This window comes from Vibrio sp. YT-16, from assembly GCF_033337405.1.
GTDB classification, from domain to species: Bacteria; Pseudomonadota; Gammaproteobacteria; order Enterobacterales; family Vibrionaceae; genus Vibrio; species Vibrio alginolyticus.
Map to the genome: position 1 here is coordinate 1 of NZ_JAWOQQ010000006.1, position 12,598 is coordinate 12,598.

A 12,598-nucleotide genomic window follows, 5' to 3' on the forward strand; every position below is an offset into this window, starting at 1 on the left:
AGCGTTCAATCTGAGCCATGATCAAACTCTTCAATTTAAGATTTTGTTCGGCTCAATGAATACTGAACATTACATAACGTAATGTTTGAATTGACTGTGCTGAATCTTTCGATTCAATGGTCACTTCGTATCATTGAAACCTAATTTGATACCGAAGTATCGAATTGGATTATCATCAACGAGTGCCCACACAGATTGATAGGTCTATATTTTTAAAGAGCACACTTCGAAGTTCTCTTCAAAGTGGACGGCTATTTTAGCTAGATAACTTATCGTGTCAAACACTTTTTTAAGTTATTTATCTGCGAGTTAATTTTAACTCACTAACCGTAGTTGTTTAGGTTCCACTTCACTTGCTTTCCCGTGACAACGGAGGCGCATTATAGGGAGTTCATTAAAGAACACAAGTGCATTTTTTAAAAAAACTCACCTTTTTAGTCTATTCGTATAGAAAACAGACAAAAGACTCTAAAAACTACAGAAAAGGGGCCAAACGGCCCCTTTAGTGTGATTTTTATCTCAATTTTACTGTATCCATACAATTATTGATGAGCACAAATTTGGTCATTAGTAACAATTAGCTGCACTGTCTTGTCTGGAACGATTTCACCAGAAAGAATTGATTTGGCTAACGGGTTCTCGACATTCTGCTGAATTGCACGTTTTAAAGGACGCGCACCATACACAGGATCGAAACCAACTTGAGCGATCAAATCGAGCGCTTTGTCGGAAACTTCTAGTTGATAGCCTTTCTCCTCTAGTCGTTTCGCCAAACGTTCCAATTGAATAGAAGCAATGGACTTAATGTGCTCTTGACCAAGTGGATGGAACACCACTATTTCGTCAACACGGTTCAAGAACTCTGGGCGGAAGTGTTTGCTAACCACATCCATCACTTCACTCTTGATACCTTGATAGTCTAAAGTTGCGAAATTCTCTTGGATACGAGATGAACCCAAGTTAGATGTCATGATCACAACCGTATTACGGAAGTCAACAGTACGACCTTGACCATCCGTTAAACGCCCATCATCGAGAACTTGCAGCAGAATGTTAAATACATCCGGATGCGCTTTCTCTACTTCGTCTAACAAAATTACCGAATACGGCTTGCGACGAACCGCTTCCGTTAAATAACCACCCTCTTCATATCCGACGTAGCCTGGAGGTGCACCAACCAACCTTGCCACTGAGTGTTTCTCCATGAACTCAGACATATCGATACGGACCATCGCATCTTCACTGTCGAACATAAAGCTCGCAAGTGTCTTACAAAGCTCTGTTTTACCCACACCAGTTGGACCTAAGAATAAGAAAGAGCCAATTGGTCGGTTTGGATCAGAAAGCCCAGCTCGACTACGACGAATGGCATTCGATACAACAGAGACCGCTTCGCTTTGCCCTACCACACGATTATGCAGCACGTCTTCCATACGAAGTAGTTTCTCTTTTTCCGCTTCTAGCATCTTGGATACCGGAATGCCGGTTTGCTTAGAAAGTACTTCTGCAATCTCGTTGTCGGTTACTTTATTACGCAATAGCGTCATTTCCTGCATTTCAGCTTGGGTTGCAAGATCTAACTGCTTCTCAAGTTCAGGAATACGACCATATTGAAGCTCCGACATACGGTTTAGATCGCCAGCACGGCGAGCAAACTCCATGTCCATACGAGCTTGTTCAAGCTCAGACTTAATATGTTGAGTGCCAGAAAGAGCTGCTTTTTCTGTATTCCAAACCTCTTCTAGTTCAGCGTACTCACGTTCTTTTTCATTGAGTTCTTCATTAAGCGCTTTCAAACGCTTTTCACTCGCTTCATCGTGCTCGTTACTTAGTGCTTGCTGCTCAATTTTGAGTTGGATGATTTTACGCTCAAGCTTATCCAAGGACTCCGGCTTAGAGTCAATTTGTAAACGAATGCTTGAAGCCGCTTCGTCGATTAAGTCGATCGCTTTATCCGGCAACTGACGGTCGGAGACATAGCGATGTGACAAGCTCGCCGCAGCAACAATCGCTGGGTCAGTAATTTCGACGTGATGATGAAGCTCATAACGCTCCTTCAAGCCACGTAAAATCGCCACGGTATCCTCAACGGTCGGCTCATCCACCAGCACTTTTTGGAAACGACGTTCTAATGCTGCATCTTTTTCGATGTACTGACGATATTCATCCAATGTTGTTGCGCCAACACAGTGCAGCTCACCACGAGCTAATGCCGGTTTTAGCATGTTGCCCGCATCCATTGAGCCTTCACCTTTACCAGCACCGACCATAGTGTGTAGTTCATCAATGAAGAGGATGACGTTGCCTTCTTCTTTAGCAAGTTCATTCAATACTGATTTTAAACGCTCTTCAAATTCCCCACGGTATTTCGCGCCAGCAACCAGTGCGCCCATATCCAGTGATAGCACACGGCGACCACGCAGACCTTCAGGTACTTCATTGTTAACTATGCGCTGCGCTAAGCCTTCAACAATTGCTGTCTTACCTACGCCTGGTTCACCGATAATCACAGGGTTGTTTTTAGTACGACGCTGCAATACCTGGATAGTACGACGGATTTCATCATCACGGCCGATAACCGGATCCAATTTACCTTGCTCTGCACGTTCGGTAAGGTCTATGGTGAACTTTTCCAATGCTTGACGAAGCTCTTCTGCATTCGGATCATTGACCTTTTGACCACCTCTGATCTTTTCGATTGCCTGGCTGACTTTTTGCTCTGTTAAGCCGATCTCTTTGAGCAATTGCCCCAATGGTCCGCGATCTTCTAAAGCGGCAAGCAGGAAGACTTCAGACGAGATATAGGAGTCTTGACGCTTTTGCGCCACTTTGTCACACAGGTTAAACAATGTGCCCATCGAGCTAGAGAGCTGAACATCCCCACCGATGCCACTGACTTTTGGTAATCGATCTAACATTTCACTCAATTTAGAGCGTAAATGCGTTACGTCCACATCCAGCATAGTAAGCAATGGACGAATTGGACTGCCATTTTGATCAAGCAAAGCCACCATGAGGTGAACTGGCTCGATATATTGATGATCGCGCCCTAACGCTAGTGATTGAGCATCAGAGATAGCGATTTGAAACTTACTTGTGAATCGATCAAGACGCATATCTACCTTCCTAACCTCAACTAAAGGAAATTCTTTTGACAGTTAGAAAGATGGATACTCGGGTGGGGAATTTCAAGGGAGTGAATGAATAAAGATAGCTTTGCAAAAATAGTAGTATGCATCTTAGCACTTTGGTGCTTATAGCTAGTCTTCGATCCAAATAAAGGTTGCTTGTCGACCAGTCTTACCATCACGGCGATAAGAGTAAAAAGAGGCTTTATCTTGGTAAGTACAAAGTCCAGAATCAAACACTTGTGTCACACCAGCCCGGTTTAGACGTTGCGTTGCCAGCACCGACATGTCAGCAAACCATTTACCGTCGATATCGCGTGGAGCAAATGCTTGATTCGCCTGTGAATCAAAATCAACAAAAGCTTGCAGAACATCTTCACCCACTTCGAAGGCTTGAGGGCCAATGGCGGGGCCAAGCCACGCTATCACTTCACCAGAAAACAACGCTAACGCATTTTCGACAATGCCATTTGCTAAGCCGCGCCAACCTGCGTGAACAGCGGCTACTTGCGTACCTTGTGTATTAGTCAATAATACAGGTAAACAATCGGCGGTCATCGCTGAACAAATAACATGGCTTGAAGAAGTAAATACACCATCCGCATCAAGCACCTGTGTTGTTGGTTCATTTGCTTCAGCCACAACGGTTGAATGCGTTTGGTTTAACCAGATTGGCGCATTTGGCATGCTTGCCTGTTGCGCCAACCAAGCTCGGTTCTTCTCTACTAAAGACAAATCATCCCCAACGTGAGCACCTAAATTTAGCCCTTGGTAAGGGCCTGTCGAAAATCCGCCTATGCGTGTTGAGGCGAAAGCTTTGACATTTTTAGGCGCTGGCCAATTCGGAATGATTCTCTTCATATTAGAACTCTTCCGGTAAGCCGTGCTCTTCTGTATCTTGACGAAGCGCTTCAGTCATCACAACCATGTCATCAGGCACAGGGGCATGAAACTCAAGAACTTCGCCCGTAATTGGGTGCTCAAAGCGCAGCATTACTGCATGCAATGCTTGGCGATCGAAGCCACGGATCATTGCCGTTAGCTCTTCAGACGCACCTGTCGGGATGCGAGCACGTCCACCATATGCAATATCACCGAGCAGCGGATGCTGAAGATAAGACATGTGCACACGAATCTGGTGCGTACGACCCGTTTCTAGACGCAAGCGAATACGCGTGTGTTCGCGGAAGCGTTCAGCAACACGGTAGTGCGTTACTGCTGGTTTGCCCATTGGTGCTACCGCCATAAGCGTGCGCTTAGTAGAGTGACGACCAATAGGTTGATCCACTTTACCGCCCGCTGTCATACGACCAATAGCTATCGCTTCGTACTCACGAGTAATATTACGTTTTTGCAGTGCGCGAACCAGACGAGTTTGTGCAGGAACGGTTTTCGCCACCACCATCAAACCCGTTGTGTCTTTATCCAAACGGTGCACGATACCTGCACGAGGTACTTCTGCAATATCAGGGTAATGATGCAACAACGCATTAAGTACAGTGCCATCAGGCGTACCAGCGCCCGGATGAACCACAAAGTCACGAGGTTTGTTGATAACGATAATATCTTCATCTTCATAGACGATATCTAGCGGGATATCTTGCGCTTCCCAGCGTTCTTCATCTTCTAACTCGGCTTGCAATGTAATTTCCTCGCCACCCATTACTTTGGTACGAGGTTTAGTGACAACTTCACCATCAACTTGAACTTTCCCATCAAGCAGCCACTCTTTTAGGCGCGAGCGAGAGAAGTCCGCGAATAATTCGGCGATAGCTTGGTCTAAACGTTGACCTAACTGGCTATCTTTTACGGTATTTGTTAATACAATCTGCTGAGCCATATCGAACTTTTTTAAAAACTGTGAGACTAATGCTCACGACTGTGAAAAAATAGACTATTACGTCATTGTATCTGTTACTGGAAAGAAAGTAACGGCAGCTTAAGAAATATTTAGATTCAAGGAACAGACTCCTGATATGAAACGTCAGACTTTAACAGGCCTTTTAGCGGTATCCCTTCTGTTTGGATGTGCAAGCAAAGAAGAAATCGTTCCTGATGTGCCGCCTTCGGAACTGTATGCAGACGCACAGATTTCTCTTCAAAGTGGTAATTGGCTTTCTGCAATTGAGAAACTGGAAGCATTAGACTCACGTTACCCATTCGGTGCCTACTCAGAACAGGTGCAGCTTGACCTAATCTATGCGTACTACAAAAACGACGACCTTGCTTTGGGCTTGGCAACCATTTCTCGCTTTATGCGTTTAAACCCAACCCATGAAAAGATGGATTGGGTGCTGTACATGCGAGGTCTAAGCCACATGGCGCAAGATCGTAACTTTATGCATGATTTATTCAGCGTAGATCGAAGCGATCGCGATCCTGAACCGGTAAAAAAAGCGTTTGATGACTTCAAAAAACTACTTCAACGCTACCCGAATAGCCCATATGCAGAAGATTCACAAAAACGTATGGTCGCGCTGAAAAACCGTCTAGCGAACTATGATTTAGCGACTGCTGACTTCTACCTTCGCCGTGAAGCTTGGGTCGCTGCTATTAATCGCAGCCAAGAGCTGCAAAAAGCGTATCCAGACACAGAAGCTGCACGTAAGTCACTGACTATCCAGCTAGAGGCCTACAAGCAACTTGGTTTGGAAGACGCCGTAGCAAGAACTGAAAAGCTTATCGAGCTCAACCCTGTGAAGTAATTGAACTTGCTTTAAACTGAACCGCCACCGTTTTTACCGTGGCGGTTTTTTATTACTCTCAATAGTGTATTCAGCCCTTTCTTGATGATCTTCCTAGCTCCACATATGCTTAAAGTTCTCCTCCCCCCCTTTATAAAAAGGATGTGAACGTGACGATATCTAAGCTTTGCGCAGTTATGCTGCTCCTATTGTCTGCTTCCGTTTGCGCACTGCAAATCTCGCCGCTCAAACAGCCTCCTTATACCGGAGACCTCGATGTCATCAAGGAGAAGAATGTACTGCGCGTCTTAGTTTCTGCTGATTTAGGCTTTTACTACATTGAGGGCGGCACACCAAAAGGCATAGGCGCAGAATTGCTGGCGCATTTCGAAAAAGACCTTCGTAAACTCAAACCAAAGCTTAACGTACAAATTATTCCTGTTGCCCGCGACCAGCTACTGCCAGCCTTAGAAAACGGTTCAGGTGACTTAGTTGTCGCCAACCTGACTATTACCGACACGCGCAAACAGAAAGTGGAGTTCAGTTCACCCATCCTCACTGGTATTCAAGAGTGGGTAGTGACAAACAAAAGCACACCAACGATGACGAAAATCGAACAATTGAGCGGCAAAGAGATTTGGGTGCGCGCCAGTTCTAGCTACTTTGAAAGCATTCAGACACTAAATAAGAAACTAAACAAAAAAGGCTTACCGCCTGTTATCGTGCACTTTATTGAAGAAACACTTCAAGATTATGAGCTGGTCGGAATGCTCAACAATGGTTACGTCAAAGCCATTGTTCTCGATAGCCATAAAGCCAAGCTTTGGCTGAAAGTGATGGATGATATTCGGGTTCACAAAAAAATCCCTATCCGCAAAAATGGCAAAATTGCTTGGGCAATGCGAGAAAATAGTCCCAAATTAAAAGCCGTCGTGAATAAGTTCATCCAGAAGTCTCGCTCTGGGACACTACTCGGTAACGTTATTTACGGTAAATACATCGATAATACGGGATGGTTGAACAGAGCTCTTAACCCTAAGAAAATTGCTCAACTAGAAAAACTCGCGGCGCTATTTTCACGCTATGGTGAGAAATACGATATCGACTATTTACTGATCGCTGCAATCGCTTACAAGGAATCAGGATTTAATAACGACCTAGTTGGAAGTCGAGGTGCCGTTGGCATAATGCAAGTCCTACCTAGCACCGCTCAAGATCCGAATATCAATATCAAAAATGTTCGACAATTAGAAAACAACATTCATGCTGGAGTGAAATACTTAGCTTTTTTGCGTAAGCAGTACTTCAGTGACCCTGATATTACTGCACAAAATAAACTCTACTTTACATTGGCGGCTTACAATGCGGGCCCCGGCAATGTAGAGCGTATTCGTAAGCGTGCAGCCCAACAAGGTTACGATCCTAATGTTTGGTTTAATAACGTTGAAGTCGTTATGCGGAAAAGTTTAAGCTCAACGGTTGGGTACGTCACAAGCATTAATCGCTACTACATAATATACAAACAACTAGAAAGCTTGGACCAAGTCAAAAGTCTAGAAAGGGTTTCACTAGCCCCAAAAGACCCCATTTTCATGATACCGCTACGAAAAGTCAGCCAAATGCCAGACAGTAAAAAGCCGCTTGTACAGTAAGCGGCTTTTTAAATGGATTCATTGGAAAGACTCAGTGATCGTCATCACACCTTACGTGTAGTTAAATTTTAACCACCTCAAATATTAGGCCGTAAAACTTCCCTAAAAACGAGGCCGTTTTCAGCTGAGTACTCTATCCAATCTACGGATTTACTAACCGATAACAAGCAATTTCACGATAAATCTCAGAAGTTCTTGAGTGAGATCACATTCATTTTTCATCATAAAAAACCCGAGCAAAATAATGATCTGAATCACATTTTTTTATGCTTAAAGCGGTAATCTGAACTCAACCCATGAGGGATGCAACAGAGGAAAAACACTTATGACAATGAATATCACTGGCAAAAACATCGAAATCACCTCTGCAATCCGAGCTCATATTGAGAGCAAATTTAAAAAACTGGAGAAATGGCAAGTAGACCTAATTGGTTGCCAAGCAACTTTCAGTGAGGAACCAAACAAACAGAAGAAATTCGAAGCGGTTATCAAAGTTCCTAAAGGCCAGCTCATTGCCTCAGCAACTCACGAAGATCTTTACGCAGCTATCAACGAAGTGGAGCAAAAACTAGAACGACAATTGAACAAGCTGACCCACAAACCTGAAGCTCGACGTGCAAGTAAGCCTGAGCTAGTGGAAGAAGAAGAGTAAACTGAACAGATTGAGGAAATAGCGCCGAAAGGCGCTATTTTTTTGCTTGACGCTCTCCCCAGCCTTGCTTATTGTGTTTAAACACTCATAAATTAAGCACTATTTATGCATTTAACCTCACTGTTTATTTTTGACTTCTTTTTCCTCCCATAGTTGGAGGGGCGAACTCGTTTGTGAAAGAAAAGTCAAAAACAAACAGAAAGCCTCCCAAATCGGGAGGCTTTTTTATAAGGAAAGAATTGATGACTGACCAACCTATTTCCCTCGAAGAAATTCGTTTACGCTTGAATGAGTTGGATGACCAACTTCTCAGCTTATTGTCTGAGCGCCGTAAACTCAGCATTGAAGTAGCCAAAAGCAAAGTACAAACCTCAAAGCCTGTTCGCGACGCCGTCCGTGAACAGCAATTATTGGTCAAGCTGATTTCTAATGGCCAAGATAAATACGAACTTGACGCGCAGTACATCACCAAACTTTTCCATACCATCATTGAAGACTCAGTTCTGCTTCAACAAAGTTATCTGCAAAATCTCGTTAACCCACAGCAAAGCCGTAAGCCACTTGCTCGCGTCGCTTTTTTAGGAGCCAAAGGCTCTTATTCGCACTTGGCAAGTCGCGAATACTTCAGTCGTAAAAATACGGAGCTTATCGAGCTCAACTGCGAGCACTTTAAAGAAGTGACTCAAACGGTTGAATCTGGCCATGCTGATTATGGCGTTCTGCCAATCGAAAACACCAGCTCAGGCTCTATTAATGAAGTGTATGACTTACTACAACACACGACGCTTTACATCGTTGGAGAGCTAACTCAACCAATCGAACACTGCTTGGTTGCGAAAAAAGACATTCGTCTGGAAGATATTAAAACGCTGTATTCTCACCCTCAGCCACACCAACAGTGCAGTGAGTTTTTAAGCCGTATGAAAGGGGTAAAGCTGGAATCCTGCGCGAGCACAGCAGATGCAATGCAGAAAGTCCAAGAGATGGATCGTGATGATGTGGCTGCAATTGGTAATGCATCAAGCGGTAAGCTATATGGCTTGCAAGCAATTCAAGGCAACATCGCAAACCAAACCGAAAACCATACTCGCTTTATCGTGGTTGCTCGTAAACCGGTTGAAGTTTCTACTCAGATTCCAGCAAAAACCACATTGATCATGTCGACCTCCCAAGAGGCAGGCTCATTGGTTGAAACACTATTAGTGCTGCAACGTTACGGCATCAATATGACCAAGCTGGAATCACGCCCAATTATGGGGAACCCGTGGGAAGAGATGTTCTACGTAGACTTGACATCACATCTTGCTTCGACAGAAATGCAACAGGCACTTGAAGAGCTAACAAAAATCACTAAGCACTTGAAAGTATTAGGCTGTTACCCGAGTGAGAACGTAAAGCCTACGCAAGTAAAATTGAGTTAATAGACACCAGTGAGTAAAAAGATCATGGCAACCCAAAAAGTCGTAATCGCATCGCTAAACCCAGCCAAAATTAATGCAGTTCAAAGTGCATTTCGTAATGCATTTCCGCATCAAGAGTTCAACTTCGTTGGCATCAGTGTACCGAGTGAGGTCGCAGATCAGCCCATGACGAATGAAGAAACTCATCGTGGTGCGCTAAACCGCGTTAAAAACGCAAAAGTAGAGATGCCAAACGCGGATTACTATGTCGGTCTCGAAGCGGGAATTGAAGCAAACGTGACGTTTGCTTGGATGGTGGTTGAATCAGAGACTCACCGCGGTGAATCTCGTTCTGCAAGCTTAATGTTGCCGCCAAAAGTCTTGGAAAAACTCAAGGATGCGAATGAGTTGGGAGATGTAATGGACGAAGTGTTTGGTACTGATAACATCAAACAGAAAGGTGGCGCTATTAGCCTGCTAACCCAAAACCAGCTAACTCGAAGCTCGGTCTATCACCAAGCCTTGATTCTGGCTTTAATTCCATTCACAAACCCTGAGCACTTTCCTTCAAATTTATAACACTCAGCCTAGTCTCTAGATACGCAAAAGGGCGGATATTTCCGCCCTTTGTAATACGTTATCTTAGTCACTTGTAACACCAAGGCCTAAAAGCAAATTGGATATACTGTCTACTTAGATACCGCAACTTGTTCTAACAAGACTTTCAACTTGTCTTTTTCTTCATCAGATTTCGACTTTAGTTCGTTAGAGCCTCGAGTAATGGTGGCAATGCCCACACCAAGCATCTGACTGATCTGACGTTGAGATAATTCTCCTTTAAGAAGTTCGTTAATTATATTAACGCGTGATATTAATGACTCTCTCTCATCACGTGACATCAGCATTGTTAACAGCATGTCATCTTGCTGGGTGCCCATACTTGTTCGAATTAGCTCAATAATCTGTTGCCAGTCTTTGTACTCGGGTTCGTGCGACATCAAGTTACCTCACTCAATACTTGGTATTGATCTCATGTTGATTCAAGAACGCGCCATCGATACCCAAAAGATCACGATAGTATGTTTCAAACATCAAGATGTTTTGTACATAACCGCGCGTCTCTTTAAATGGAATTGCCTCAATAAAGGCATAAGCATCCACTTTTCCTTGGGTACGCTCTCGCCACGTTTTTACTCTGTTAGGACCTGCATTATAAGCAGCAAGAGCAAAAATACGATTATTATCGTAATCCTCTAATAAACCTTGCAAATAATGGCTACCAATTTCGATATTTTTTCCTACATTGTAGAGATCCTGCGTACCTTGATAACTCAACTTATATTTACGTGCCGTGTACTTCGCCGTCGCAGGCATGATCTGCATAAGACCACGAGCGCCAACTGGAGAGCGGGCTTCAACATCTAACGCACTTTCCTGTCGAGCGAGAGACATCATCGTGACGGGATCAATGTTGTGCTTTTTCGCATAAAAGTTAAACCACCAGCGGTGTGCTATTGGGAACCTAAGTTCGATATTATCCCACATCTGCGCTTGAATACTCGCGGTCACCGTTAGGTGATGCCAACGTTTAAATGATGCATAAGCCGCCAACATCGCCTTTTCATCTTTCCCTACGCGGCGCAGTAAGTGTGCCCATTCACTCTTCGCTGCTGCGATTTTATCCGTCGCGATCAACTCTTCGATACGAGCTAACGAGTCTTGATAGGGTTGAACAACTTTCTTATCCAACTTAACCGTATGCGTTGGGTATTTGATTGATTGCCCGATTGCATTGGCGGCAGCCACACTGTAGAAGTTTCGTTGCCCAAGCAGAGTTGCTAAACGCTGTTTCCCCGCGATGTCATCACCTAACGCTATTTCACTTCTTCCAAGCCAATATTGCCAGCGTAGCGTGGCTTGTTCTTCTTTATTTAGAACAGCAATCCACTCTTGTACGCCTTTCCAATCTGCATTTTGAATCGCTAAGCGGATGCGCGTTTCAATCAACGGTAAGTACTGACTGGTTTTCGTTTTATCATCGCGCCATTTAGCTAATGACTCAGACTCCGTACGAGTCAATCGAAATGCAATATAGTCGGCAAGTTCTTGCGCTTTTTCTGGAGAAAACTTCTGTCCTTCAATGACAGCATCGTACGCACCTTGTGCTTGGCTAGTGTTCATACGAGCCAACTTTTCTAACGCATATTCACTTTGCGCTCGATTAAAATCATTCGCAGGTTTTTTCTTCGCGAATTCCGCAACACTTGAAGGATTATCAAACAACGCTTTCATTTCTTTGGCTTGTTGCTTTGCCTGCGCTGATTTAGGCAGTTTGAGCAAGTAACTCATCAAACCGCCATTACGAGCATCAAACGCCAGTAACATACGCTGTAGAATCAGTTCATCGGTACGCTCACCCGCCTTGTCCCATGCTGCAAATAATGGGTCACACTCATCAGCAATGCTGATGCCACGTAACCACATATGTTCAGCCCCTTTAAATGCCGCGACTTTCTTGCCTTGCTTTAACTGAGCGACGTAGAAAATACATTGGTAACGCTCACCACTAGGAATGACTTTTTGAAACTCAGTAATGGTTTTCCAATCTTTTTGCTTATAAAGATGATTGAGGTATGGAGCGCGAACTCGACGAGAAAATGGAAAAGACTCGTGCTCAGAAATAAACTCGTTCACCTGTTGTGGTGACTTTTCCGGTAACTGTCTAATAAAAGTGCGGTAATCCACATAAGGCGTTAGTGGATAGTCAGAAATTTTAGGACGAATCGAAAGGTATCCGTCGATGTCATTTTTATCTAATAAATCTTGAGCTTGCTCATATACTTCGCGCTGCTTTTCCAAACTCAGCGCGGCATTAGCACTCAAACTCATAGCACACAACGCGGCGGCGCAGCATACGTTTTTAGCCAATTCAGATACGTTGAATCTCATTTGTGTCATTTTCCCCAGACATATACTGCCCTAAAGCCTAGTTTTGTTAGAGTTCATGTGATGTTAAGGCAATTTTCACACATGCATCTATTTACACAGAATGCAGATGTCCATGTAAAGCAACTTAGTGTAT

General features: G+C 43.9%; 10 protein-coding genes and 1 other annotated feature. Of the genes, 5 read left to right on the top strand and 5 right to left on the bottom strand.

Annotation, left to right across the window (positions count from 1 at the left end; all coding sequences use genetic code 11):
- Positions 1-542: 542 nt before the first annotated feature.
- The 3 genes from clpB to rluD form a co-directional block, all read right to left on the bottom strand.
- The gene (clpB, locus tag R7F07_RS12200) at positions 543-3,116 is read right to left on the bottom strand and encodes an ATP-dependent chaperone ClpB (RefSeq protein ID WP_005381873.1); all 2,574 of its coding nucleotides are present in this window, start codon (positions 3,114-3,116) and stop codon (positions 543-545) included.
- 144 nt (positions 3,117-3,260) lie between these two features.
- Complete coding sequence (gene pgeF, locus R7F07_RS12205) at positions 3,261-3,989, bottom strand: peptidoglycan editing factor PgeF (RefSeq protein WP_171342764.1); 729 nt, start codon at positions 3,987-3,989, stop codon at positions 3,261-3,263.
- A 1-nt stretch (position 3,990) separates the two neighbouring features.
- Positions 3,991-4,968: a 23S rRNA pseudouridine(1911/1915/1917) synthase RluD gene (gene rluD, locus R7F07_RS12210; protein ID WP_005381875.1), complete on the bottom strand. Its 978-nt coding sequence runs from the start codon at positions 4,966-4,968 to the stop codon at positions 3,991-3,993.
- A gap of 136 nt (positions 4,969-5,104) precedes the next feature.
- On the opposite strand from rluD, the gene bamD reads away from it, so the two are divergent.
- The 5 genes from bamD to yjjX all read left to right on the top strand — a co-directional run bounded on the left by bamD (position 5,105) and on the right by yjjX (position 10,095).
- Positions 5,105-5,833 carry an outer membrane protein assembly factor BamD gene (gene bamD / locus R7F07_RS12215; RefSeq protein WP_005381876.1) on the top strand — a complete coding sequence of 243 codons (729 nt, stop codon included), beginning with the start codon at positions 5,105-5,107 and terminating at the stop codon, positions 5,831-5,833.
- Positions 5,834-5,982: 149 nt separating this feature from the next.
- Positions 5,983-7,464: a lytic transglycosylase F gene (locus R7F07_RS12220; protein WP_309474001.1), complete on the top strand. Its 1,482-nt coding sequence runs from the start codon at positions 5,983-5,985 to the stop codon at positions 7,462-7,464.
- A gap of 325 nt (positions 7,465-7,789) precedes the next feature.
- Entirely contained in the window at positions 7,790-8,116 is a 327-nt protein-coding gene (gene hpf / locus R7F07_RS12225) for a ribosome hibernation-promoting factor, HPF/YfiA family (RefSeq protein ID WP_005381889.1), read from the top strand.
- A gap of 108 nt (positions 8,117-8,224) precedes the next feature.
- Positions 8,225-8,346 (top strand) — a sequence feature (Phe leader region).
- 12 nt (positions 8,347-8,358) lie between these two features.
- Positions 8,359-9,537, top strand: a complete 1,179-nt coding sequence (pheA, locus tag R7F07_RS12230) for a prephenate dehydratase (protein ID WP_017636154.1) — start codon at positions 8,359-8,361, stop codon at positions 9,535-9,537.
- Between the two features lie 24 nt (positions 9,538-9,561).
- Positions 9,562-10,095 carry an inosine/xanthosine triphosphatase gene (gene yjjX / locus R7F07_RS12235; RefSeq protein ID WP_005381891.1) on the top strand — a complete coding sequence of 178 codons (534 nt, stop codon included), beginning with the start codon at positions 9,562-9,564 and terminating at the stop codon, positions 10,093-10,095.
- 110 nt (positions 10,096-10,205) lie between these two features.
- On the opposite strand, the gene trpR is transcribed toward yjjX, so the two are convergent.
- Complete coding sequence (trpR, locus tag R7F07_RS12240; protein WP_005381892.1) at positions 10,206-10,514, bottom strand: trp operon repressor; 309 nt, start codon at positions 10,512-10,514, stop codon at positions 10,206-10,208.
- 13 nt (positions 10,515-10,527) lie between these two features.
- The gene (gene sltY / locus R7F07_RS12245; protein ID WP_373921177.1) at positions 10,528-12,474 is read right to left on the bottom strand and encodes a murein transglycosylase; all 1,947 of its coding nucleotides are present in this window, start codon (positions 12,472-12,474) and stop codon (positions 10,528-10,530) included.
- Between the last annotated feature and the right edge of the window lie 124 nt (positions 12,475-12,598).